The 26,147-nt window shown below is 63.4% G+C and carries 12 protein-coding genes; all 12 read right to left on the bottom strand.

The window, feature by feature from the left end; all coding sequences use genetic code 11:
- Positions 1-44 precede the first annotated feature (44 nt).
- A complete protein-coding gene (locus J7I86_RS16280) occupies positions 45-869 on the bottom strand; it encodes an inositol monophosphatase family protein (protein ID WP_214821460.1) in 825 nt (274 codons plus the stop codon).
- Positions 866-3,202 (bottom strand): NAD-dependent DNA ligase LigA, encoded by a 2,337-nt coding sequence (ligA, locus tag J7I86_RS16275; RefSeq protein ID WP_214821459.1) that lies wholly within the window; start codon positions 3,200-3,202, stop codon positions 866-868. Before ligA ends, J7I86_RS16280 begins: the two co-directional genes overlap by 4 nt.
- 68 nt (positions 3,203-3,270) lie before the next feature.
- Positions 3,271-7,725: an FtsK/SpoIIIE domain-containing protein gene (locus J7I86_RS16270; protein WP_214821458.1), complete on the bottom strand. Its 4,455-nt coding sequence runs from the start codon at positions 7,723-7,725 to the stop codon at positions 3,271-3,273.
- Entirely contained in the window at positions 7,722-8,426 is a 705-nt protein-coding gene (locus J7I86_RS16265) for a hypothetical protein (RefSeq protein WP_166843034.1), read from the bottom strand. The genes J7I86_RS16270 and J7I86_RS16265 overlap by 4 nt, the downstream gene beginning before the upstream one ends.
- Positions 8,427-8,470: 44 nt before the next feature.
- Positions 8,471-10,276 carry a serine/threonine-protein kinase gene (locus tag J7I86_RS16260; RefSeq protein WP_214821457.1) on the bottom strand — a complete coding sequence of 602 codons (1,806 nt, stop codon included), beginning with the start codon at positions 10,274-10,276 and terminating at the stop codon, positions 8,471-8,473.
- Positions 10,273-12,426, bottom strand: a complete 2,154-nt coding sequence (locus J7I86_RS16255) for a hypothetical protein (RefSeq protein WP_214821455.1) — start codon at positions 12,424-12,426, stop codon at positions 10,273-10,275. The genes J7I86_RS16260 and J7I86_RS16255 overlap by 4 nt, the downstream gene beginning before the upstream one ends.
- The gene (locus J7I86_RS16250; RefSeq protein ID WP_214821454.1) at positions 12,413-13,339 is read right to left on the bottom strand and encodes a PP2C family serine/threonine-protein phosphatase; all 927 of its coding nucleotides are present in this window, start codon (positions 13,337-13,339) and stop codon (positions 12,413-12,415) included. The genes J7I86_RS16255 and J7I86_RS16250 overlap by 14 nt, the downstream gene beginning before the upstream one ends.
- A complete protein-coding gene (locus J7I86_RS16245) occupies positions 13,336-15,003 on the bottom strand; it encodes an RDD family protein (protein WP_214821452.1) in 1,668 nt (555 codons plus the stop codon). Before J7I86_RS16245 ends, J7I86_RS16250 begins: the two co-directional genes overlap by 4 nt.
- Positions 14,993-17,506 (bottom strand): transglutaminase domain-containing protein, encoded by a 2,514-nt coding sequence (locus J7I86_RS16240; protein ID WP_214821449.1) that lies wholly within the window; start codon positions 17,504-17,506, stop codon positions 14,993-14,995. Before J7I86_RS16240 ends, J7I86_RS16245 begins: the two co-directional genes overlap by 11 nt.
- Positions 17,503-18,924 carry a DUF58 domain-containing protein gene (locus J7I86_RS16235; protein WP_214821447.1) on the bottom strand — a complete coding sequence of 474 codons (1,422 nt, stop codon included), beginning with the start codon at positions 18,922-18,924 and terminating at the stop codon, positions 17,503-17,505. Before J7I86_RS16235 ends, J7I86_RS16240 begins: the two co-directional genes overlap by 4 nt.
- A 70-nt stretch (positions 18,925-18,994) precedes the next feature.
- Positions 18,995-19,966, bottom strand: coding sequence for a MoxR family ATPase (locus J7I86_RS16230; RefSeq protein ID WP_214821445.1), 972 nt, complete (start codon positions 19,964-19,966; stop codon positions 18,995-18,997).
- Between the two features lie 67 nt (positions 19,967-20,033).
- On the bottom strand, positions 20,034-26,120 hold the full coding sequence (locus J7I86_RS16225) for an Ig-like domain-containing protein (protein ID WP_214821443.1): 6,087 nt from the start codon (positions 26,118-26,120) through the stop codon (positions 20,034-20,036).
- Between the last annotated feature and the right edge of the window lie 27 nt (positions 26,121-26,147).

Below are 26,147 nucleotides of genomic sequence, written 5' to 3'. Positions count from 1 at the left end.
GGTCACTGATTGAGGGTCACTGATTGAGGGTCACTGGCTGATGGTCACAGCGGGAATTTGCCTGACAGTTCGAAGGCTCCTGCGCACATCCACGACGCCAACCGGTCCTCCGTGCTTGGACCACCATCAAGTGGGCTTTCCAAGCGCGGACGGCGAACCCAGCACCCTGCTTCTTCCGCGATCAGGGCCCCTGCAGCGAAGTCGTGCTCGTTGAGGCCACGTTCTCCGTAGGCGTCAAAGGTGCCGTCTGCCACGAGGCAGAGGTCCAGGGCGGCAGACCCGAGCCGCCGGACATCGGCAAAACCCTCCATGAGCCCGGCGAGCCCTTCTGACTGGCTGGCCCGTGTAGCGGGGTCGTAACTGAAACCCGTGGCCAAGATGAGTCCTGTGCGCCCGGGGACCGGACCGGCCAGAGGCGTGGTCTCTCCCCCGGCTTCCATCCATGCACCGAGCCCACGGGCTGCGAAGTAGATGCGGCCCAACGCCGGTGCGTGAACAACGCCGGCCTGCCAAACCCCGTCGGAATCCGCTACCGCAACAGAAGTGGCGTAGTAGACGATGTTGCGGATGAAGTTGGTGGTCCCGTCCAGGGGATCAATGGACCAGCGATACCCCGAGGGCTGCTCGGGCCGCGTGGTTCCATGTTCCTCCCCTGTGATGGTGTCGTGAGGCCGCTCGGCAATAATCGCTTCGCGGACCGCATTCTCTGCCGCGACGTCGAAAGCCGTGACCCAGTCCCCGGCCTCACCCTTGTTGGTGGTTTCCAGACCGTCTCCGCCCGTGCCGGTGGCAGAGCGCTGCGCGAGTACGGCAGCGCCCGCAGCCGCGGCACGTTTGGCTATCTCAAGCAGCCCTTTTGCGTCCGTCATTCCGCGGCTGCTTCCACTGAGGCTTCATCCACCACGGTTGCTTCCTCGGTGGCGCTTTCATCCGACGGCGATTCAGTCGACGCCGTTTCGGGTCCATTTCCCGCCTGTGCCGGTCCGTTGGCCAGGAGCTCGCGGAAGCCGTCCTCGTCCAGCACCGGGACGCCGAGTTGTTCGGCCTTGTCCAGCTTGGTGCCGGCGCTTTCACCGGCTACCAAATAGCTGGTGTTCTTGGAGACAGATCCGGAGGCCTTGCCGCCACGGATGATGATGGCTTCCTTGGCTTCGTCGCGGCTGAAGTTGGGCAGCGTGCCGGTGACTACCACTGTGAGCCCTTCAAGGGTCCGCGGCATTGACGTGTCCCGTTCGTCCTCCATGCGCACCCCGGCAGCGGCCCAGCTGTCCACAATCTCGTTGTGCCAGTCCACGGCGAACCATTCCTTAAGCGCCACTGCAATGGTGGGGCCCACGCCATCAACGTGAGCCATTTGCTCTTCCGTGGCGTTGCGGATGGCGTCCATGCTTCCGAACGCGGTGGCCAGGGCGCGTGAGGCCGTGGGCCCCACGTGCCGGATGGAGAGCGCCACCAGGACGCGCCACAGTGGCTGCTTCTTCGCTTTCTCCAGTTCCACGAAGAGTTTTTCGGTGGTTGCCGTGGGCTTGGACGGTGACTTGGCCGTTCCCTTGGTGTAGAAGTACGGGACGAGCTCGTAATCGCCCGTTCCCACGCCTTTGGACCGCTTTTCCCTGCGGATTTTGACCTCAGCCAGGTCCTCGCGCGTCAGGCTGAAAAGACCGGCCTCACTGGTGAGGGGCGGTGTCTCCGGCTCTGCCGGCTGCGTGAGAGCGATGGCTGCCTCCCATCCGAGCGCCTCAATATCGAACGCACCGCGGCCCGCGAGGTGGAACACCCGCTCCCGCAGCTGCGAGGGGCAGGATTTGGCGTTGGGGCACCGAATGTCCACATCGCCTTCCTTTGACGGCGCCAGCGGCGTGCCACATGACGGGCACTCGGTAGGCATCACGAATTCCCGGACCGGCGGATCCTGCTTGTCGCGCAGCGCCAATACGGGTCCCACGATCTCGGGAATGACGTCGCCGGCCTTGCGGAGAATCACGATGTCGCCGATCATGACGCCTTTGGCCTTGACCACGTCCTGATTGTGCAGGGTGGCCATTCCAACGGTGGATCCGGCAACCTTCACTGGCTCCATCAGGCCGAAGGGAGTTACACGCCCTGTGCGGCCCACGTTGACTGCGATGTCCAGGAGCTTGGTGTGGACTTCCTCGGGCGGGTACTTGTAGGCAGCAGCCCATCTGGGGACCCTGGACGTGTAACCGAGCGCCCGTTGGGTGGCGAAGTCGTCAATCTTGACCACAATGCCATCGATCTCATGCAGGAGCTTGTGCCGGCGCTCACCGTAATCGGCAATGTACTTCAGGACGTCATCGAACGTATCCAGCACTTGGAGGTAGGGGCTGACTGGCAGCCCCCACTCTTCGAGGAGCTTGTATGTTCCGGATTGGCTCTTTGCCTCCAGCCCTTCACGGGCGCCGATACCGTGGACGAACATGCTGAGGGGGCGCTTGGCAGTCTCCGCGGGGTCCTTTTGGCGGAGTGAACCAGCGGCAGCGTTGCGGGGGTTTGCGAGCGGCGCCTTACCGGCAGCCACCAGCGTTTCGTTGAACGCCACAAAGGCCTTGGAAGGAATAAACACCTCGCCACGGATTTCCACTTCGGAGGGGTATCCGGACCCACTGAGCTGCCGTGGGATCTCCTTGATGGTGAGGACGTTGTGCGTGATGTCTTCGCCCGTGGTGCCGTCGCCGCGTGTTGCGGCGCGGACCAGTTTTCCGTCCCGGTACAGCAGATTGACGGCAAGACCATCGATCTTCAGTTCAGTCAGCCAGGCGATGGGCGGGACGGAATCGCCGAGCTTCGCCACTGATGCTTCGGCCTTGCGGACCCAGGCTTCGAGCTCGTCCAAGGAGAAGACGTCGTCAAGGCTGTACATCCGCTGCAGGTGCTCCACCGCCGCGAAAGCGGACGAAACCTCGCCGCCAACCTCCTGGGTGGGCGAGTCATTGGAGACAAGCTCCGGATGAAGCGCTTCCAGTTCCTCCAATCGGCGATAGAGCTCATCAAACTCGGCATCGGAAACCGTTGGCGCGTCTTCCTGGTAGTAGGCGTAACGGTACTTACGGACGAGGTCCGCCAATTCCTCGTACTCATCCCGCAGGGTCTCCGACGGCGGAGTCCCCTCCTCTGCGACGATGGCCGCGGCGGCCTCCTGGCTTGTGGTCTCTACCGGATCCGGATTCTCTGGTGTGCTCACAGGACTATCTTGCCGTAACCCGCAGACATTAAAGAGTTGCCAACGTTTCCTTGACGCAGGGTAGCCTCCTAGCTACGGTTTTCAGGCGGCATGGCGATTTGGAGCTTGCGTACCTTTCCACGACCCACGATGTACCCGCGACCGGGGATGAAGTCCTTGCTGATCCGGCCCAGGGAAGTGTTGAGGAGGGTGTCGCCTTCCACATCCCCGGGGTTGAGCAAGAGCCCGCGGCGTCCGGATTTGAACGGCTGGGCAAGGGACCATGCCTGAGACCAGGTGGAGGTTTCGGACTCGCCAACCACCCACTGGTCAGCCTTGATGGCCGCCGTCACCAAACGTCCCACACCGGACTCCGCCAACGTGTCAGTGAACTCCGTAAGGCCCTCGATGAAGATGGCCATGGTCCCGGGGTTATCCGAGGCTTTATCGATCAGGTCATCCACGACGTCCGAGACCTCATCCGGCCCCACCAGTGACCTGCTCCAGATGTTAAGAGATGCCACGGCGGAGCGCCGGGAACCAATGTAGATCAGGTCAGTTCCCGGGTTCGAACGCCGCAAGGCGTAGGCCAAGGTAACCAGTGCCACGGTGCGTCCGGCACCCGGAGGGCCAGCCAGCAGGAGGGATCCCTTGGCGGCGATGGCCGCCGAACCCAGCGTCTCGTCGTCGACACCAATGACGGGGTTGTCCGGGGCGCCGGTGGGCAGGATGTCCAGGTCCACCAGCTCCGGGAGCCGCTGGATCTGAGGCGCCTGCTCGAGGCCCTGGCGCAGCATCGCCTGGCTCAGCTTTGCCACTTCACGGGCTTGGAGGGCGAGGTTCGAGTTGCCTCCCAGCACGGCAAGTTGAACTTCGAGCCCGTCCAACAAGCCGCGTCCGGGAGGCGAGGCTGCGTTGAGGACATCCTTGGGGACGTCGAGGGTCATGTAGTCGTCTTCGGAACTCAGACGCAGGACCAGCCGCTTCTGAATGGAAGCAAGGAGCGACGCCGGAACGGAGTTGGTGCGGTCACCGCTGACTACCAAGTGGATGCCCAAGGGACGTCCGTCAGTGGCCAGAGTCAGGAAGATGTCCCACAGCGCGGACAAGTTGCTGTACTCGTAGGATTCACGGAAGGAAGACATGCCGTCCACCAGGATGAAGATGCGCTTCTCTTCGGGCCGGTTGGCCAGTTGCCGGTATTCGACGATGGTGGAGGCCCGGACCTCGGCGAACCGTGCAGCGCGGTCGTCGGCCACTTCCTTGAGCCAGCGCAGCAATCGACCAACGCGCTCTACGTCGTCACCGTTGATGATCTCACCAACATGGGGAAGGCCATCAAGCATCTTGAGCCCCGACGAACCACAGTCAACGCCATAGACGTGCACTGGCCCGCCACGTGGTGTGACAGCCGCTGCGATGGCAATCCCGCGCAGCGCCGCCGACTTACCTGATCCGCCCGTGCCATAGACGGCCATGTTGCCGTCCTTATCCGGCTCGTAGAACACGGTGGGTTGGTCCTGATGTGCGGGGTCATCTGCCACTCCCAGCAGGAGGCGCTCATCGGTCCGCGGGTTGGGAAGCTTGGAGAAATCGTAGGTAGTGGCGAGCTCGTTGAGCCAAGGCTTCCGGGGAGGTTCGATGGACAGGACGTCAGCTGCCCGGATGATGTTTCCGGTCATCCTGGCAATGTCATTGGGCCCGGCCGGTTCCTCTTCAACCTGTGAAACCAGGGGCGGTTCCCAGGTGGGGCCTGATCCGAACGCCATCTCCACGATGTCGATCCTGGGACGCTGCGGCTTCTCCGTGGTCCAGCCGCCGGCATACCCGGTTTGGAAGCCCTGGATTCGGCCCGGACCGGTCTTGGCGGCACCACGGCCCGGAATGGACGGGTCAAAGTAGGCCGCGGTGGGAACGCCCAGGATGTCCGTTGCGTCTACTTCGTCGGCCATGCGCAAAGCGACGCGAAGGTTGGTGTTGGCTCGAAGGTTGTCCTTGATGACGCCGGCCGGACGTTGCGTGGCCAGGATCAGGTGCAGGCCCAGGGAGCGGCCACGGGCGGCGACGTCCACCACGCCATCAACGAACTCGGGAACTTCGGTTGCCAGAGCGGCGAATTCGTCCACGATGATGATGAGGTACGGGGGCGCCTCAGGATCGGCTTCGCGCTGCAGCGCCAGAAGATCCTTGGCTTTCTTACGGTTCAGGAGTCGCTCACGGTAGTGAAGCTCAGCGCGGAGCGAGGTCAGCGCGCGGCGCACCAGGTGCGGGGAAAGGTCCGTCACCAGGCCAACGGTGTGCGGCAGATGCAGGCAGTCGGCGAATGCAGCGCCGCCCTTGTAGTCCACGAACAGGAAGCTGACGCGGTCCGGGCTGTACGCGGCGGCCATGCCCATCACCCAGGACTGCAGGAACTCGGACTTGCCGGCACCCGTTGTTCCACCCACCAGAGCGTGCGGACCTTCATTCTTGAGGTCCAGGTAGAACGGCTCCACACCTTTGGAACCAACCAGCGCGCGGAGGCTGCCGTTGTCCTTCCGGTTGGGCACGGCCGTGGCGTGGACGGAGTTGTTCTCCTGCCAGCGCTCGGCCACTGCCTGCGGGTTATCCATCAGTTCCTTGCCGATCAACGTGGCGTAGGAGACGGCACGCGGGAGGTCGGAGTCGTCGTCGAGCGGGTTTCCAACATCCACCAGCGGCGCCATCATGCGCGCCAACTGGGTGGCGAGGTCCGCATCGAGGCTTTCGCAGCTCACCGGGTACGTGTGGCGGCCCAATCGGACCTGGCCCGTGGTGGTGCCGTGGTCGCCGTCAACGGAAAGGAAGTCACGGCACGCGGCCGGTAGGGACTGCACATTGGCGGCCACCCACATGATGTGCACACCGTAGTCGGGTCCACGTTCCACCAAGCGCGTGAGCCGTCCCCGGTCCACCGGGGCGTCGTCCTCAACGATCAGCAGGACGGCCGGAACCACCGGACCCGGAATTTCTTCGTGCTCATTCTTGAGCCCGGGACGCGGGTGCGGTCCCGGCTCCTTGGCCAGGGATTCGCGTTCTTCCACGAGGCTTTCGAGCCGGGACAACAAGGCAGCACCGGCACCGGGGCCGGCAGCCAGGTGATCGCCGGAAATGGGGCTGTGGCCTGAACCGACGTGCGGGAGCCACTGCAGCCAGTCCCAGCGCTTACGGGAACGTGCCGAGGTCAGTGCCGTGAGGACAACTTCGGCCGGCGAATGGAGCCCCACCAGCTGGAGCACCATGCCGCGGGCTACGTCATCCACCACGCTGCGGTCACCGGCCACGCCAAAGGAGCCCGAGGTGCGCAGCTGCGAGACGATCGGGACGCCTTCAATGACGCGGACCTGCGTCAGGCACTCCTGGATTTCGCGCATGTACTGCGGTTCGGTTTCGTTGGCACTGGGTTCCTCGAACTGGATGCGCGAGGGTGCCGAACCCATCCCGAAGCGAACACCCAGGAAGTGCTGGTGCTCGGGCCGGTGGGTCCAGAGCAAGGGACCGAGCTTGTAAATGGCGTCAACCGTATCGCTCACGGACGGGGCTTCCTGAAGCCTGACAGCGCGCTCAATGTTCTGCTGCTTGTCAATGTCCTCGCGGAAGGCCAGCATGGCGGCTTTGAACTGTTTGTGGCCTTCCTTGGCCTGGCGCTTGCTCTGCATCTTGTGGTCCACATAGTGCCCCACAATGAACAGCGGCATCATGGCCATGAAAATCACGGACAGCAGGTTCTGCGTCAACGCGAAGAGCACACCGCCCATCAGGAGCGGCGCAACCAGCATGATGTACGGGAAGGGCTGGTGTTCCGGGCGCTTGGGACCGGCCGGCGGTACGCGCTTGGGCGACTCGAACCTGGGCAGAACACGCGGCGACCGGTTGAAATCCACCAGCGGTGACGACGGACCGCCGCCGTGGTTTCGGGACAACGCAACCACGCCTACGGAAGTATCGCCCAAGGTCACCGTGTCAGAGGACTCGAGTGTTGCCCGCGTTACCGGCAATCCGTCCATGAGGAGGCCGTTGGCGGAGTTCGTATCCACGATTTCCACGGTTTCGCCCACCGTGATGCGGGCATGGCGCTTGGAGGTCAGCGGGTCCGACAACCGGATGTCGGCGTCCCGGTCCCGGCCGATGTAGCTGGTGCCGAACGGCAGCGAAAATTCGCGTCCGACGTCGGGCCCTGACATCACGCGCAACGTCGCCGCTGCCGGTCCCCGGCTATTGCCGTTGGCGTGGCCGTTGGATGCGAACTGCTCGCTGACCTGGGCGAGGGAGACCTTGGACCCGGGCCGCAGCCCGGACTCCAGCAGGTTGTCGGTAGGCCGCAGGACGTGCCCTGAGAGCCCGCCGCCAACGAAGGCCTCGTCCACGCTGATGGACAGGTTCGACGGCGGTTCGGTCCCCTTTCGTGCGGGGTCGGCCGCCCACAGTTCGGTGGCAATATCAGCCACGGTGGCACGACCATCCACCGTTACGGCGAGGTCCTTTGCTTCCGCAGGGTCACGCCGCAAGGTCAGGCGGAACTTCATCCTTCGTCGACTCCACTCATTTTTTCAAGAAGATGCAGGTCAGCCGGTGTCACCAGGTGCGAGGTTACGGCGTGTTCCACCAAGCGCGCCCGGCGGTTGGTGGCAAGTTTTCCGACCCCGCCGCGCAGCCCCACTACGCCTACCCGGTCCAGTTTGTCGCAAACGTTGTCCAGTTTGCGGTTGAACCGGGTCAGTGCCCAGCCCAAACGCTTCGCAGCCTCGGCAGAGGAGGGAATGGCGCTGAAACCGGTGCCGTCACGCCGCAACATGGGCTCGGCCAAGGCAACAATGAGCGCCTTTTGCGAATCAGTGAAGACCACTGGACCAATGGTGGTGTCCCCCGCCTGGTCATCGTCGCGGGCTTCATGCCGGAAAGACGGCGTCTTCAAGTGAACTGCGAATTCGTAGGTAGTGGGTCCGGCAGTGAAAATCACATTGGTGTGGCTGAACACCAGCGGGATCCGGGCGCCGGGCGCCAGCCAGGCCTGCATGCCGCCGGAACCGTCAGCCACAGTGGCGGACAACATGCTGCCCACGTTGCTGAGCCACCACATGCCGTCGTAACGGGCTATCTGCAGGAAGCGTCGGTGCAGGTACGGGTTGTCATCAACTTCCAAGTCACCTTCGCGTCCAATGTCGAAGATGTCCTCGTCGGATGGTTCGTACCATTCACCACAGAAATCTATTGCTAGATCCCCCATGATCTGTGCCTCCTTGGTCGGCGGTAAGTAATTCGCATGTGCCGCTACTCGTCCAGGCAGGCGATGGAATCCGGCCCGCCGGGTGACGCGGAACCGTCGGCGCGCACAATGATGGCCTGCACGCAGATGGGTGGTTCATCGAACCCGGAGAGGAACGCTTTCCCGGTGGCGCTGTTCTCGTAGACGCCTTCAGATTTGGCCGATTTGACGCGCCATTTGAACGTATCCCCGGCCATCGGCTGAGGGTTGGTCCAGGAAAAGACGATGATATTCCGGTCCTTGGTATCGCGCGCTGCAGCCAGTCCCGCAACCTCCGGAACGCTGCCGTCGCTCAAAGCGTCGGCCGGCGGCTTACTGGACGATTCCGTCGGCGCCACCTTGGGCTGAGCTTGAGCGCCAAGAACCACGCCAACCACAATGGCCACTACCAGCACCGCCGCACCCGATGCCGCAAGCCAGAGGTTCCGCTTGCTGTGGTCCGCAGGCGGAGCCTCCTCTTGGGCCACCGGTGAGGCACCGGCGCTCGATCGGCTGACTGTTGCCCCAAGATCGTCCTGCGGTTGCGAAGGCTGCCAGCCGCGCAAAACCGTTGACTCAGCCGTGTCAGACTCGGCAGGACCGTACTGAGTACCACTGGCAGTGTCGGTTCGCGGCGCGGTGTAGGATCCCGGCGCCGTGTAGCCGGGTGCCGCCGGGGCATGGAACTGGGGCGGTGCCGTGGGACCGGGCTGGGACTGGACAGCTTGCGAAGGGTTGGCTGGCTGCGGATCTCCGGAGGGCCGGGCAAAGGGGGGTGCAGGTCGTTGGGTCGGCTGCTGCGTACCGCCTGGAACCGTAGACGGAAAGGTTCGTGCCGGGAACGTGGGTGCAGACCCCGTGGTGGCTGTTCCAGAAGCGTCGGGATCGATCGAGGCGATGCTCCTGACCCGGGTTTCCTCGAAGTTGTCATCCGGATGCTGGTCGTCGCCATGCCCGGGTTCTTCCAAGACCTCAAATGGCGTAACGGAGAGGTTCAGTTCAGCTTGGATCCGCTGAAGTGCCAGTGCGAAAGCGTGCGCCGACGAATAGCGGGATTCCGGGGACTTGGCCATGGACGTGGCCAGAACGAGTTCCAAGGACTCCGGAACATCGGCACGGCCAAGCCTGGGCAGGGGTGAGTTGGTGATGCGGGAGATCAATTCCCGCTGCGAGTTGTCCTGTCCGGGAAGGACAAACGGGGAACGACCGGCCAAGAGCGTGTACAGCGTGGCGCCCAAAGCCCAGATGTCCACAGGAACACCATCCACGGCGCCCCCGCGGAACTGCTCAGGCGGAGACCACGGGATGGACATGCCGGCGTCGTCCTCGGTGTCGGCGCCGATGGTGCCGGAGATGCCAAAGTCCGTCAGGGCAGGCCTGTTGTAATCGGTGACAAGGATGTTGGCGGGCTTGATGTCGCGGTGCACAATGCCGGCCCGGTGGGCGGTTTCGACGGCGGAAGCCACTTGGATGCCGACGGCCAGGACCTCGTCCACGCTGAATCGCTGGCGACGATAGCGGACGTCGAGGCTCGGCCTGGAGCAGTACTCCATGGCAAGGTACGAGTGTCCGTTTTCGGTGATCTCGGCTTCGAAGATCGTCACGATGTAAGGGTGCGACGACAACTGCGCCATGAGGTTCGCTTCGGACTCGAAACGGCGGCGTGCCCCTTCGGTCTTCAGATCGGACAGCAGCACCTTGACCGCTACTTTTCGGCGCGGGCGGTCCTGCTCATAAAGGTAGACATCCGAGAAGCCACCAGAGCCGAGCAGGCTGATGTACTTAAAACCCGGAATGGGCGGAGGCGGCGCAGGGGGCCTCTTGGAACTCAAAGAATCTCCTCGAAACGCAATGAAATGTTGTCACCCAGCTCGGCGATATCGCCGTCCAGCAGGATAGCCATTTCGTTTTGGGCAAGCCGGCGTGGTGCCTGGCCTTCCCGGATGAGCACGGTTCCGTTGGTCGCCTTCAGGTCGCACAGCATGACGTGCCAACCCTCCAGCCGGACTTCCACGTGGGAACGGGAAATGTCTCCTCCGGGACTGTCCACTTGGACCAGACGCGGCATGGTGCCGCCTTGAACACGGGAAACGGACGGCTGCCGGCCAATGATGAGCGACTGGTCCAGATCAATCAGCTCACCTGTGGAAAGCCGCATCCTGCCCAGACGTGGACGCGGTACGTGGACGGCGTCTCCAGTTACAGGTACCCCGCATACCGAGCATTGCGGATACGTGGGCGGGTTGGCGTGCCCTTGGGAGCACATGCGTGCCAAAACGCTTGGCCCCACCACGGCGGGCGTTTCAGCATCGCCCGAAGCACCCTTGGAGTCCCCGTCGTTTGCCGTGGGAAGACTGCTCTTCATGATGGTCTGGCCGTCATGATCCGAGTCCTCGTCTACGGGCGTGTCCTGGTCTACGGGCGTGTTCTGGTCTCCTGGCGCGTCCTGGGGAGCCGTCTTCCAAGCTGCAGGTACCTGGGGCGCGGCAGCCGGAATTGCTTGGGCAGCCTGCTGGTCACCGCCGGATCCAGGGGTGGAGGAACTGCTGCGCAGCCACGGAACCGAGTCAATCAGTCCAGTGGACGGCGCTGCCGCGGACACATTTTCCTCCTGAGCCCTTGGTGCAGAAGCCGGTGCGACAGGAACACGTCCGACGGCGAACCCTCCTTGCGAAGAATCGTTGCCTGTCGCTTCGGCTGACGGGTTCAGTGCCGGTGGCGCCGGAGGTGTAGGGGCTTCCTGTGCCGTCGAAGCAGGCGAGTCGTGGTCCCCAGACCCGTCATCCGTACGGACAGCGGCATCCTCAATGTTTCTCATCACCGTCTTGTCCCACAAATGGTCGTAGTTCGTGGTGTTTTCCAGCGAGGGAAGTATGGGATCGGTAGTGCTCGTATGGACCGGGACGCCGGGTGCATCTGCACCGATCCCGGAGGCTGATTCCTGCTCCACAGCCTGGCCTTCAGGAACTGTCGGTTCTACGAGTGCTGTGGGTTCTGCGGAGGGCTTGGCTTCTTTGTGTGCCGCGGGTTCCTCAGGCCTCGTGGGTTCCACCGAGGGTCCTGCAGTCGGCGAAGTGTCCTTTCCAGCCGCGGCTTTCTCTCCGGATGCCGGTTCCTCTTGGGCAGCTTCCCTGGCGCGGGCCGAGGCGTCGTCGGTCATCGGATCAGCCGGTACCGCCGCTTCTGCGGCTACCTCCGCTCCCCCGGGAGCCGGTAGGTGTGCCACACCCTTTCCCTCGGCGGCCAGGGGTCGCTCAGCAGCATCTTCCTCAGTGGCAGAGGAAGCGGTGGCAGAGGAAGCGGTGGAGCGGATCATGTGGGCGGGCGCGATCGTCAGGCCGAGGTCCGCCTCCGTGTAACCGATCATGGTCTCGTCGGATACGGTGGCGGGCGGGACTTCGGGCTCGTTTTCAGTGCGGGCGGATGTTCCAGCCGAGGCGTCGAGCGATGCAAGGAGGACCACACCTTCTCCCAAGGGGAGACTGTTCAAGGGCGAGGCGTTCAGTGGCGAGTCGTTCAGTGGTGAGTCGTTCACCGGAAGGCTTCCACCCGCCGTCGGAATTCTTGCGGACAGGGCAGTGCTGTTCCCTATCCGAACGCTGTAGGCCGTGGCATCCGCGAGCCGGCGTTCGGTCCACGTGGTGACGTCACGGCCCGTAAGGCGTTCCTCGCCACCGCCCAGTTGTACGCCTCCGCCCAACTGCACCACCAGTTCGAGGTCTCCCCGGAGGAATACACGGAGAGCGTCTTTGGAGTCAATGATCCCGAACGGCGGAATTCGGCTGAGGGAAACACCAAAGGCCTCCGTCACCTCATGGAGGACTTCGTGGGCCTCCGGCGCGGAAGCCAGCAACTCCCAGACGGTGTCGATCAATGCGTGCGGTGTATCGGGGCCAAGAAGCACCACGGTTCCGTTCCGCACAACACCGAACCACTCACCCTGCTGGTAGCGGGTCAGCAAAAGGTGGTTACTGCTTGCCATCGACGCCTTCCTCCTGGTCAGCCCCGGCGGCCTCGTCCGTGCCATTCACCCAAGCCCGTGGAAGGGTGTCTTCTTCAACCTCGGACGGTACCTCAGGGCGGGGCGCAGTGATGGCAATGCCGGCATCGTTCAAAACGTTCTTGGCGTCCACCACAATGACGGTGACGTTGTCCCTGCCACCGCTCCTCAAAGCGGCCTGAATCAGCGCATCCACGGCATCCTGCGGATGGGCTACGGTGCTGAGGATCCGGAACATGTGGTCGTCGCCCAGTTCACCGTTGAGACCGTCCGAGCAGATCATGATCCGGTCGCCTTCCTGAATGGGAAGCAGCCAGAAATCGGCCTCAGTCTCATCTCCGGTACCCAGGGCACGGGTCACCACATGGCGGCGGGGGTGGACTGTTGCCTGCTCGGCAGTGATATCCCCCGAATCCACCAACTCCTGAACCTCAGAATGGTCAACGCTGACCTGTGCGAACTCCCCCTGGCTGAGGCGGTACGTCCTGGAATCGCCGATATTCATCACCAGCCAGTAAGGCAAGCCCATCTGTTCCACCACCACCACTCCCGACAGTGTCGTCCCTGCGCGGGCACCTGTCGCATCGCGGATCGCGGCATCGGCCTTCAACAGGCAGGACTGGAGATCAGCTGCTGTTGCAGTGCGCACGCCGGTAGACAACTCAGGGGCACTGCCCAAGGCCCGCACGCACATGCCGCTGGCGATTTCCCCTGCTTCGTGCCCGCCCATTCCGTCGGCAACGGCGAAGACCGGGTCCGAGGCGATGAACGAGTCTTCGTTCAGTTCACGCCGCAGCCCGCGGTCCGTTCCGTACCCGTAGCTGAGGCGAAAAGCCGATCCGCCTGCATCGGGACCCGCTTCGGCGTTGGCGGGGGTGGCCGGCTGTGAGTTCATGCTTGTCCTAGGTGGAAGGAACGGTCCCCAAAGTGAACGGTGGAACCGGGACGGACAAAGCTTGCTTCGCCTGGGTTAAGCCTGGTCTGCAAACCGTCCGGCGTAGTGACGGCGCTGCCGTTGGTGGAATTACGGTCTGTGACCCAGACACCGTCGCCATCGACGCGCAGATGCAGGTGTGTTTTGGATATCGACCGGCCGGGATCTGTTACGGGCAGCAGTTGCTCCACGGATTCCCCAGGCTGCGGCGCCGGGTTACGGCCGAGGAGTACTGACCCGCCCAACTGAATGTCCTGACCGTCGTCAACCCGGATCCGCAGGACGGCCTGGGCACGGGCGGCGCCGGGGCGCATCTGGGTGCGCTCTACGTCGTCGTCCGGGTGGGCGGTGGCCGCAAGTGTGTCCTGGGGTGTGATCGTTACTGACTGCGGTGCCGCAGGGGCCTGCGTGGCCGGAACGTGTGCCACCGGGGCCTGAGGCTGTGCAGAGGTACGCGGTGCCGGCGCGAAAGGCGCCGATGGCGGACGCCATTGGTTCGGATCATGCGAAGGCTGACCGGCAGGCGTCGCAGGACTCGTCTGTGCGGCTGAGGTCTGGGCGGGCAAGGTCTGGGCGTGCGACGCCTGGGTGGGCGTTGCCTGCGCGGGCGAGGATTGCGTCGGAGAGATCCTGGCCGGAGCAGCCTGCCCGGGAGCTGCCTGTACGTTCGGGTTGTTACGGGCACCCGACGCAGCACCCGAAGGTACCGGGGAAGCCACGGGTTGAACCGGCGGGAGATCCATCGGGGCGAAGCTGTAAGGGCCTTGAATGCCGCCCGTGGTCACCGGGTTGCGCCCCGCGTTGACGTCGAACACCAACGACTTTGCCGCTTTGTCCTGCCAGCCGCGCAATTTGCCGTTCTTGTCCCAGGCGTTGGAGACGACCACAAGGACAGCCCAAACAACACCAAGGAACATCAGCGGCAAGGCTATCCAGAGGACCAGCCCAATCAATCCGAGTGCCGACAAGATGACCCCAACGATGGACCCCAGCAACAAGAGGCCGCCCGTGAGGATTCCACGAACAAATACAACGCCGGCACCCGGCGCATAGCCATCAGAATCGGCACTGCGGATGCCCATGAGCTGGTTGCCGACGGTGTTTCCCGACTTCGCCTCAAGACCAAGAATGACAAAGGTGTACACCACGGTCACGCCCAGGCCGATGCTCCCCAGGAGAACCAAAAGGCCGGTGTCGTAGACGATGAAGCCGTTCCTGCGGGTCTGCGTGATGCCGGCAATACCTATGGCGAATGTGGTTGCGAGCACGGCAAAAGGTCCCAGCCAGTCCAACACAGCTGCGCCCAGGCGTTTCCCGGCAGAGGCGGGCGCCAATTCGAGCTTGGTGGTCATAGTGGTCCCTCCCCCTGGCCCCGGCATACGATCCGGCATGGTTTTTGTTCCGTGCTGCATCGGCGACGCCGGCGCCGACACTACCGAGATACTACCGGGATCGGAGAAGCCGTGCCGGTTGGCGAACTCCAACGCCGCCTTCTGGGCATGGTTGATGTTGCCTTCCTTGCGGGCACCCCGGTTATTCAGGGGTGAACCGCATTGCGTGCAGAACGTCGCGCCCGGGCGAACCCCGTGCCGGCAAGCCGGGCAAAGTTCTGTCTCATTGCTCATCAGTGGTGTCCTTCTTGAACGGCAAAGTGAAACGGCGCTTCGCAGGCTCGGTGGCGCCCTGTTGACGGCGACGAAGGGCCGCGCGGCCATCGGACAGCAACGAGCGCGGCGAGAACCGTGCCTGCTGCCGTTTCCAAAAACCGACGCTTCCCGTGATGTCGGTCAACGACGTATCAACGATCTCCCAGTACTCCTTGACCTCGTCCTCACTGGGTTGACCCGCACCGAACACAGCGGCGTCGGCTCGGTGGGCAAGGAGGGTGGTGGTAGTTCCGGTGGTGGGGAACGCGTCAGCAATGACCGTGGCCGATTCGCGCCGGGTGGACTTGGTGTCGATCGAAGCACCCATATCGGTGACCAGGCTCAGCACTTCGTTCCAGCCGGCGCCAACCCGCTGCGCGGGGTGGCCATCACGGAAACGCGCCGTCCGGCGTCGTGATTTCAGCAGGAGAATCAGCAGCAGCGGCAAGGCGAGGATCCCCAGCGGAATCAGTGCCATGCCAATGGCCGCGAGCAGCGGACCCCAGAAAAGCCAAGGGTTATTCTTCTTCTCGTCAGCATCCAAGGCGTCCGGGGTGGAATCCGGCGGCAGGTCCGCGGGCTCCTGCGGCGGGGGCGGCGGCTGCAGCACCTGTGGCTTGGGCTTGGACTTGTTCTCGGGGTCCGGCGGGATGGGCACATTGTCCTTGGGCGGGGTGGGATCGAAGGAAACCCATCCCACGCGGTCGAACGCCACTTCAACCCAGGCGTGGACGTCCTTACCCGTGATCTTGATGTCGCCCGCGCCGTTCTCGGGACTCTTGGGGTCCGGGTAGAACCCCATCACCACACGGGACGGGATGCCAAGGTGGCGGAGCATGAGGGACATGGATACGGCGTATTGTTCGTCATCGCCCAGCATTTGCTTGGCGGAAAGCATGTTGCGGACGCGTGCCGCGCTGTGGCCGGGGAGGCTGGGGAGCTGCCCCTCGGCTACCAGTCCGTTGCTGAAAGCGCCGCTTTTCTGGAAGTGCGCCTCGATCTGCCGGACGCGGTCAATGGCCGTCGGCGCATCCTCCGAAAGTTGATTCGCCTGCGACGCCACAATCGGCGGCACTTCCTCTGCCTCGGGCAGCGTCAGCTTCGCGAAGTCGTACTGCGTAAGCTGTCCGTGCTCCAGGGTCCCCGGGTCCGAGACTTGCACGGTGTAGTTTTCGCCCCTGGCCAAGCCCTTGGTGGTCACTGCGGTGTCCGTGCCGGCGTTGAAGTACAGCCCTGAAGCTGCACCTGACGTGTCTGCGAAACTCATCCCCGTGGTGTGGCGGCCACCGGGCACAAAGTAGCCCTGATAGTCCTCCACGGTGATGTCCAGTGTGTAGTTGGTGCCCTGCACCGGGCTCCCGGAGTCCGCCAACGTGTTCAGCGAACGGGCGTCGCCCACCTTGCTGAAGTTGCCGGAACTGTTGGGATCCATGGTGTAGTTCAGGCCGTTGAAGGCATCCAGTGCCGCCAGCCGGACGCGGGCGTCCTTGGGCAGCCCCTTGACCGTGAACAGCGTCTTGTCCTTCTCATCCTTGACGAAGCTGCGGAAGCTCGCCAGCGGGGTGATGTAATCCCGGGGATCGAAAGGCGGGACGATCGTGTTGCGGAGAACCTTGCGGTCATCGCTGGCGGTGACCAACGGCGAGGCGATTGCGGTGACGCCCACCGCCACAGCTATCACGGCTGCAGCAGTTCCCAGCCGGCGGAGCTGCCCGCGGCGGGCCGTGGCGACGTCGGAATCCGGCCTGTTGGCCGAAACGGCTTTGGTGCTGTTCCGGCGCAGTACGTCGCGGCGGAACGTCGCCCACACAACGGACACGATGGTCAGGGAAACACCGCGCTCCACGTTGAGGAAGCCCGCGCTGGTACTGAAGGCAATGCCCGTGACGAAGAGAATCAGCACGGGAAGCAACGGCCAGTAGGGGCTCTTCAGACGCCACGTGAGCAGACCGGCGGCCAGCGCCGTCACCAACGAACTCAGGAACGGCACAATGAGCATGCCGTTCGCGGTCCCCACAGGCACGCCAACAGTGAGCATGTCTTTCCAGGCAAAGACGATGCCCAGCAGGAGCGTGCGCAACGAGTCCAAACTGGGCAGGAAACCGAAAACTGCAGAGTCCGGCACTGCCAGGGCCGATCCGAAGACCATGTAGGCACCGAAGGCCAACGCAGCGGTGATCAGCAGCCCCAGCCGGAAGTGCGCGTTCAGGACGGCGATGCCCAACCCCAGCAGCACACCGCCCAAGCCTGCGATGAGGTAATGGGGGTCTCCCCCGAAGCTGAGGGTAAACCCGAGGACGCCAAGGAACAGCAGCACCAGCAGGGCACCGCAGTCAGCGGCAAAATGCCACAGTGGACGGCCGTCGCTGAAAATGGATCTGCCCGTGGCACGGGCCGCAGACCTGGACCCTTGGGCAGCGCGGGTGCCCTTGGCTGCCCGGGTTTCCTTTGCGCGGGGACGGAGACTGGGCGCGGTGCTCATGCTGCCGCCTTTCGAAGAACAATGGCCAGATCGTCCAGGTCGCCAACGGTCAGGACCGTGAGGTCCCCGATGTTGGCCCTCGACGGCGCCGCGCTGGGTTGGACACGAACCGCCAGGCTCCGCACGCCGGGAGGCACGGACGCGGAGGCCGTACGCAACTGCGTGGCGGTCACATGGCTGCCCACGACGAAGAACACCACGGAGGCGTTGGGGACGGTATCAGAAAGTGTCCGGGCGAGGTCGACGGCTGTCTTCCGCATGGGTGCCCCGACAATCCTGGTCATGTCGTCCAGCAGGTTCCGGCCCGTTTCACAGCGGAGCGGCCCCTTTTGGGTCAGGACATCCAAGTCGCGCTGTTCACGAATGGCCTGCCGGCCAATGGAAGCGGCCACTGAGATCGCCATCTCGAACTCCGCCTCGGAGTCGTACTCATCGGTGTTGATGGACAAAGAAATGGCAAGGTGCGCGCGACGGGTTTCCTCGAACTGGCGGACCATGAGCTTGTTGGTGCGTGCGGTGGTCTTCCAGTGGATGTGGCGCCGATCATCGCCCGGGACGTAGTCGCGCAAAGCATGGAAGGAGACATCCGCACTGGACAGCTCCGTAGTGGGCATGCCCTCAAGGTCACGGATGAAGCCTGCCGCCGAGCTGCCCAGGGAAACGGTGCGGGGGTGCACGAACAGGTCCACCGGATCAGTCCACATGACGCGACGCCGAAGTAGGTGGAGGGGGTCGGCGCGCACAGAGCGGACCGGACCCACCACAATCACCGCGCGCCGGGCCGTGGGAATGGTGAAGAGATCCTCATGAACCTGCGCAGGCTTCATACGGGGCAAATGGAACACGGCAGTATTGGAACCGACGGGGAGCTCCAAAGCCGCAGGCAGCAACGGCCTGGTGGAAACGTTGGACACGGCAATGCTGCCCACTGCGTCGTCCCCCACCGCCACCCGGGTGCGGGCAAGGTCCAAGACCACGCCATAGGCCGAACGACCCACAATGAAGCCGATGGCCAGGAGGAACAGCAGGAAAGCCACCATCGCGGCCGATTTGGCTTCCTGCCAGCCCCACGCCTGCCCCGCCCACCAGAGCCCGATTGAGGCAGCCAACACTACCCAGCCGAGCAGGCTTACCACCGCGAGGACGGGCCAGACGAACCTCAGCCACACAGCCCGGACCTTGTCCCACGCCGGCGAGAGGAAGTCGCCCGCGGTCCCGGCAGCTTCGGCCCATACAGCGGCAGGATGGAGCTTGCTGGACCGGCCGCGTTTGTTGGGCTGGCCGCGTTTGTTGGGCTGGCCGGGTCGCTTCCCCGGCTCGCTGCCAGGGCCGCGCAGGGAGCGCATCTTATCGCCAAGCGCAGACGCAGCGCGCTTGAACGAATCAGCAGCCCTGTTCAGGGGTGTGCTGGAGGACATGTGGGGGCCTTTGCTAGAGCTGGGTGCGATTGAGCAGGGGTGGAGGCGCTGCGCTAAGCGCCGCTGATGGCTACGCGCTGGCGCGTTGCTGCGGGGCGGCGACGTCGGCGAGCACGCGGTTGAGTACCACCTCGGGCGTTGCCCCTGAGAATTCGGCTTCCGGGTCCATCACCAAACGGTGCGTCCACACCACGGGAGCCAGTTCCTTGATGTCATCCGGCAGTACAAAGTTTCGGCCTTGGCTGGCCGCCCACACCTTCGCGGCGCGGACCATGGCCAGAGCACCACGGACGGAGACACCAAGCCGGGTTTCGCCGGCGTTGCGGGTCTCTTCGCAAAGGCGCGAAATGTACTCCAGCACCGCAGTGTCCACGTGGGTTGTAGCTGCCAGGTCCGCCATATCAGCCACAGCCTGGGTGGTGATCAACGGCGTGAGGTCCTTCGAGCGATCCTTCAAGTTGGCCCCGCCCAGCAGCCGAACGGTGGAGGCGTGGTCCGGGTAGCCGATGGAGGTCTTGATAAGGAAGCGATCAAGCTGGGCCTCGGGCAGACGGTAGGTGCCCGCCTGTTCAATGGGGTTCTGGGTAGCCAAAACCATGAACGGGCGGCCTGCCTCGTACGTGGTGCCGTCCACGGTCACGCGGGATTCCTCCATGACCTCCAGCAACGCGGACTGCGTCTTGGGGGAAGCACGGTTGATTTCGTCAGCCAGGACGATGTTGTTGAACACCGGACCCTTGTGGAACTCGAACTTCTGCGTCTTCTGATCGTAAATGGTCACACCTGTAACGTCAGAGGGCAGAAGGTCAGGCGTGAACTGAATACGGTTGTGCGAACCCTGGACCGTCGCGGCCAAGGCACGCGCCAGGGAGGTTTTACCCGTGCCCGGAGCGTCTTCAAACAGGACGTGGCCTTCTGCCATCATCGCCATGAACGTCAGCCGGATGACGTGTTCTTTGCCCAGCACGGCCTTACCCACGTTGGCAACGAGCTTCTCGAACGTCTCTGCAAACCAGGCGGCCTGCTCGTTTGTCATGGTCATCGGTAGATCCTGTTCCTGTGGTGTGGAGGTGTTGGGTTGTAGTTGTTGCTTGTAATCCGGCGACGTGTCAGCAAGTGGGTGGTACGCCATTGCGGACATCCACGGTAGTTGACTTCACGAACCAGCCGCTCTTCGGTGATCCGTTGAGCTTGTACCAGGGCGTCCCGTTGTTGTAGATATCCTGCCGGCAAGTGACATCAATCCAGCCCCAGGACCGTTCCACCCAGCCGACGCCACAGGTGGGGCCGCTCGGGTTGTACGAGTCCGGCCTTCCTGGTTGGCCGGGACACGTGCTGTTGTGCGCCTGGATCTGCGATGGCGCGGGTGGAGGTGGCGGAGTGGGGTCTACACCGCTGGTAGAAGCGACGTCACCGCTCGATGGGCCGGCCACAACTGTCACTGTCCGGACTTCAAGCCTACGAGTTTTTTCCCAGCCTCCGCCTGACGCGTCAAAGCTGGTTGCCTTGCCCACGCCCGTCCAGCCACCGCTGTCGAGCCTGACCTCGTAGTGGTCCAGCGGGCGTCCATTGGTATTCGGGTTATTCCACGTCCAGTGCACCTGGCCGTCGCCCTTGGCGGACTTTCCGCCCGAGACATTCGGCGCGTTCGGGGGAGCATACGGATTGCCCGTGCCGATCGCCTTCGCATCGCCCGCCACGCCGTTCTTCATCGAAGTGGCGATGATGTTAACTACCACGTCTGTTCCGTTTGGCTGCCCACCGATGGTTCCGCCCCCACGGCCAATCGGACCGGAGCCGTGGGCGGTCTGCCAGCGGTACGTGATTTCGTTGTCTTGTGAGCCGTTGCGTTCAGCTGCAGTAAGGGGCGTAAAGGCAATCTGGAGCTGCCCGCTCGCTCCCGTCGCCGTCACGGAACCGCTTCCCACCATCCCTGGCTTGCCGGCAGCCCGGATTGGGGCCGACTGTTGGCTGACACCGCTGACGCCGGCCTTGTTGGTAGCGGACACCGTGAAGGTGTAGTCCGCTTCGGAGTTGGCCACGGTGACATTCTGCGAGGTTGCTGCTACGGATTGGGTACCCACGACGGCGCCACCCATGTACGTGGTCAACGTGTATGCGGACACAGCGTCACCGTTGTTATTCGGCGCTGCCCAGCTGACCTGCAACTGGCTCTGGGTACCCACAGATCCGGCACCCGCGGCTGAGGGAGCCCCAGGAGTTGCCGGCACGCCAGCAGGAATCTCAGCAGCAGAGTACGCACTCCATTCCGAAGGTTCCTTGGCGTCATTCCGTGCCAGGACCCGCACCTTGTAAGCCACGCCGTTGGTCAGTCCGGTCCAAACATGGCTGTTACCCGTGAGGTTCTGGATCTGCGGGTTCTGGCCGGCAGGAGCAGGCGAGATCTCAAGATCGTAGGACTTGATGGGCGAGCCCTTGCTTGCGGGAGGAACCCACGCCACGGAGAGCTGCTTGTCGCCAAACTTCAGCGTCGGTGCCACCGGGGTGTCCGGCTTGACGTCCGGACGGACCTCGGCGGACACCGGAGAGCGCTCCGATTCATCAATCGCATTGGTTGCGGTGACGGCAAAGTGATACTTCACGTTGTTGGTCAGCCCGGTCAACGTACACGTATTCGCGGGGCAGTCCTGCGTGAAGCCGTTCTCCCCGTACACCGTGTACTTGGTGATGGGTGAACCACGATCAGGCGGCGCGTTCCACGTCAGCAGTGCTGTCTGGTCTCCCACGCTTTGAGCCAATGGCGTTGTGGGCGCGGCCGGCTTGTCCTTGACGGTCAAACGGATGCGGGCAGTGGCATACCGGGAAATCTCCCCGGTCTTGTCCTGCACCGTATAGGCAACCACCATGGTGCCGGTGAATCCGCCTGCAGGGGTGACGGTGACGCTGTCTCCCCCGGCTTCAGCCGTTCCCTGGCCCGTTTCGGTCACGGCCGAGACGATCTTCAGCGCGGTGTCCGGGAACGGATTGGAATCATTTGCCAACACGTTGACGGTCACTGGCTTCCCGGATTGGGCGTCCGGCTCAGCATCGTCGTTGGCCACGGGTTTGGGCCTGTTGGAGGCCGACAATGACAGCTTGTAGGTTGCCACGGCTTCCAGTCCGCGCCGATCCTTTGCTTTCACTTGAACGGTGCCCGCCTGCCCGATCTGCACGGAATCGTCCGCGGAGACCTTGAGCGTCTTGCCGTCCACATTAACCTTGAAGCCGCCCTGGGCATCGCCCACCAGCTCGTAGCTCATGTTCTGCACGTCATCCGAGTCGGGATCAGATGTCAGCTTCTCCAGATCCAGGCTCGCGGAGTCTCCCTTGGGAACTTCCACGTCACTGCCCAGGAGGACCGGTGGGTTGTTCTTGTTGGGGTCCGGCAGCACTTTGGTGCGGATGCTCAGCGTCGACTTCAGGCCATTGGGGTCATCCGGACCTGTTCCGTCCGTGACTTCGAAGCTGATGGAACCGGGGCCCACGTACTCCGCGCCCGCGGTGTACTTCAACGCAGTACCACCGTTGGCAATGGGATCGCTGCCGTCGGCACCGATGAGCTTGATGCGGTCAGTCTGAGTAAGGCGCGGTGAGCGTCCTTCACGGACTTTGACCCACTCCGAGAGGTTCACCGTGACGGACTGCCCTGAGACAAGTTCCACCACCTCGTCCTTGGCGAGCGTGGGGACCTGCTGGCCGATACCGGGAACCCAGATGATGGCCGTGGACTTCTGGCCATCCACGTCCTCCACGGTGTAGGGGACCAGCTGCGGCTGCTCGGTCAGGTCAACAATGACGTTGCCTTCGGGGCCGGGACGTGCGGTCTCCAAACCGGTAGCGACCTTGAGGTTCTCGCCCACGCCGTCCGGGTCCTCATCGTTCTTCAGGACGGGAACGTCCACTGCCGTCTTGCCGAGTGTTTGTGCCGATGTCACGCGGTCGTCACGGGCAATGGGTGCCTGCAACGGCAGGTCATTCTGGACCACCACGCGGATACTGGCCTGGCCCACCGCATCGCGGTCATCGGCCACGGAGTAACGGACATTGACGGTGCCCTCAGCGGCGGGAGCGGTCACCAGTATCCGCCCACTGGTCTGGCTGACCTTGGCGTCAAGTCCTGCATCGGCTTCAATGCTGTCCGTCAGGATACGGATGATGTCACCGTCGGGGTCCGTGTCGTTGGCGGTCGCGTCGATGGCAATCTGGCGGCCCGGACGAACCTTGACCTCGTCATCCACGGGAGCGGGTTTCTGGTTGTCCTCGCCACGAGGAGCAACGCCTACCGTCACGGTCCCCGTGTTGACCGCACCCTGGCGGTCTATCACCTTGTACCGGAACGTATCGGTCCCCGCGCCATCCCCGGCAGCGACGAAATCGATGAAGCTGCTGCCCGCCGTCGCAGTACCCATAGTGGGCGTGCTGTCGATACCGGTGAGCTGAACCGAGTCGCCGTCGGGGTCTATACCGTCCAACGGGACCGGAATGCGGACACTGCCGCCGGCCACCACGCGTGCGGTCAGGTTTTGCGGCTGCGGACGCGAATTCTGGGTGCCTTCCAGCGGAAGGATGTGGATGGTGACCGCTGCCGCGCTCTTCTGGCCCTGCGGATCGACCGCGTTGTAGATGGCGCGCACGGTTTTTGGCGTGGGGCCGGCGATGAAGCGAAGAGTCTTCTCGGAAATGAACGCTTTGCCGTCCTCTTCCGGGATGCTCTGCGCCAGAACCGGATCCACGGACAATTCCTCACCCTGCGGGTGGGTGTCGTTGTCCAGGACCGGGATGGTCACGACGTCGTTCACGCGAACGTTGACTTCGTCGGGTTTGGGCTGGGGAGCCTCGACGACGGCGGGAGCCGGCACCGGGACGACGCCCACTGTCCCGGTGGCCGAGGCGCGGCCGTTGGACATGGTGTAGCTGAAGACGAAAGGTTCCTTGGCGCCGAGGACGTCCGTGACGCGAAGGACGCTGTGGTCGATCACGCTTACCGAGGCGGACGAGCCATCGGGCACGGTGACGGACTGCAGGACCAGCACGCCACCGGAAGGATCGGAATCGTTGGCCAACGGATCAACCAAAACGCTGCCACCCACAGGGAGCAGGGCGACGTCATGGACGGCAACCGGGGCCCCTGGGTCCTTGCCGGATTCGACGTCCACGCGGATCAGCCCTTGGCTGCTCTGTGGCCCGTTGCTGGCAATGTATGTCAGGTAGATCGGGCCAGGTGTGGTGCTTCGGAAGGTGAACGTACCGCCGTCGGTGACCGGGCCCAGCTCAGCCGGGCCTGCGGCCTCAACGTGAGCCACACGAAGTGCCCCACCGTTGGGGTCCACATCGTTCTTCAAAGGCGCGATCACCAGGTCCTGGCCAACCACAGCAGTGACGTGGTCAGCGTTGACCACAGGCGCGAGAGCACCTGGTGGTTGCACGTTCACCACGATGCGGCCGGTGGTGGTGGCCCGGCCGTCCCACACGGTGATGGTGACGTTCTTCTTGCCCGGTGCTGCACCGGAATCCTGGTACGTGAGCAGGCCGTCGCGGCGAACCTTCACCTGGTCCTGGTCGTTGTCCGACTTCGCATCCAGCAGGACGAGGTCGTCCCCATCAGGATCCATCCAGTCGGTCAGAATGTTCTGGCTGACGGACTTGCCCTGTTCCACCAGCATGGTGGTGGGCTCGCCTCGCTTGAAGAGCGGCGGCTTGTTCTCTTCAGGAGCCACTACGCGCAAAGTGACCTTGCCGCCTGCGGACAAGTCACGGCCATCGGCTGCGTTGTAGTCGAAGACTTCCGTTCCCGGCTTGGCATCGGCCGGGACCTTGATCTGGAAGGCAGAGCCTCCGTAGATGTTTTCCAGCGCTCCCATCTTGGGTCCATTAGCGCCCACCGACGCGGTGAGGACATCGCCGTCGGGGTCTGAGTCGTTATCCAACACGCTCAAGATGGAGGTCCGGCCGGGCCGGACACCAAACTCATCCGGCTTGGTCTCAGGCGGACGGTTGGGCTTGGTGCGGTCCGGGAGGACGTTGATGGTGTTGTTGTCCGCGGACTCCTGGTCCTGGTCATCGGACTGGTTCTTGGGCGGGACAACATCGTCCCAGTTGTTCACCAGCTGCATGTTCTGGTTGACCAGCCACACACTCCCGGAGTTGACGTCATTGAGAACCACCAAGTCCCGGTTCACCCGGAAAACATAGCTGGGAGAGGCACTGGCTTTGGGGACGTCGTTCTTCTTGTCGTCGGCGTCATTGTCGCAGTCGCGGACATATTTGTTGGCACCGGACCAGGCCGAGTGAACACACTTGCCGACCTGAACGGGTGCCGCGGGGATGCCTTCACCGTCAGCGGTGACAGTTGCTGCCGTGGACCCGTCAAAGGGCTGTTTAAGCAGAGCCTTCTTGGTGGCAATGGCAACGTAGTTGCTGTCTTCGCTATTCTGCTGCAGCTTCGCTTCGCGGGCATCGGCCAGTTGGAGCTTCCGGCCTCCCGGGAGGAAGAGGTTTCCGGAAGCGGCGTCCAAGACCACCGGCTTATCGCCCACCACAGTCAGTTGAAGATCGCCAGCTCCCTTGAGCTCGTCCACTTTGGTGATCTGGGAATCGGTCCGTTCACCGTTAGCGTCCACAGTGGTGACAGTGATTTCGCCCTTGCCGGGGTCCGCTGTGTAGATCCGGTTGTCAGAACCGACTGCCGACACCATGCCCGGGGAGCCGGTGAGAACGGGCTCGGTTCCTTCTTCATCGAAGCCGTTTACGGTGGAGGGAGACAACGCCCAGACTTTGCCGCGGGCAGGATCGGTCACGGAGAGGACAGTGGATCCATAGCTGACTTGCGATGACGACGGCAGTTGCTTGTCTCCGCCCAGCTTCAGGTTCGCGGCGGATACCTGGTTGATGGTGGAGCCGGACTCATCGTCCACAAAGACGTTGCCGTCATGCTGCAGGACATCGAAGGTAGTGGTAGCAGGGGTCACGGCACCATCAAGGACGCGGGATGGGTAGTTCAACCGGCCCACGGCGTTCTTGGTTTTACTGACCACCCACACGCCGCCGTCGTTCAAGTCCACCTCGGTGGTCTTGAAACCCGGGTACAGGATGGCCCCGGTGATCAGCAAAGCGCCCGCTGCGGTGACAGCAGTTCCCGCTATTAGTTTCTTGTTTTGACGCCTTTTCAGCCCCAGCTTGCCGAAGAAATTTCTCACAGCCCCAAAATTCCCTTTGTGTCCAGC

This window comes from Arthrobacter sp. ISL-95 (assembly GCF_018613695.1).
GTDB lineage: Bacteria > Actinomycetota > Actinomycetes > Actinomycetales > Micrococcaceae > Arthrobacter.
Note: the sequence above shows the minus strand (reverse complement) of the source record. Positions and strands in the feature narration are given on the sequence as shown.

Excerpts from the sequence above, each read along its gene's own strand:
- J7I86_RS16280 (WP_214821460.1), bottom strand. The coding sequence starts at position 869 with ATGACGGACGCAAAAGGGCTGCTTGAGATAGCCAAACGTGCCGCGGCT.
- J7I86_RS16270 (WP_214821458.1), bottom strand. The coding sequence starts at position 7,725 with ATGAAGTTCCGCCTGACCTTGCGGCGTGACCCTGCGGAAGCAAAGGAC.
- J7I86_RS16265 (WP_166843034.1), bottom strand. The coding sequence starts at position 8,426 with ATGGGGGATCTAGCAATAGATTTCTGTGGTGAATGGTACGAACCATCC.
- J7I86_RS16255 (WP_214821455.1), bottom strand. The coding sequence starts at position 12,426 with ATGGCAAGCAGTAACCACCTTTTGCTGACCCGCTACCAGCAGGGTGAG.
- J7I86_RS16250 (WP_214821454.1), bottom strand. The coding sequence starts at position 13,339 with ATGAACTCACAGCCGGCCACCCCCGCCAACGCCGAAGCGGGTCCCGAT.
- J7I86_RS16245 (WP_214821452.1), bottom strand. The coding sequence starts at position 15,003 with ATGAGCAATGAGACAGAACTTTGCCCGGCTTGCCGGCACGGGGTTCGC.
- J7I86_RS16240 (WP_214821449.1), bottom strand. The coding sequence starts at position 17,506 with ATGAGCACCGCGCCCAGTCTCCGTCCCCGCGCAAAGGAAACCCGGGCA.
- J7I86_RS16235 (WP_214821447.1), bottom strand. The coding sequence starts at position 18,924 with ATGTCCTCCAGCACACCCCTGAACAGGGCTGCTGATTCGTTCAAGCGC.
- J7I86_RS16230 (WP_214821445.1), bottom strand. The coding sequence starts at position 19,966 with ATGACCATGACAAACGAGCAGGCCGCCTGGTTTGCAGAGACGTTCGAG.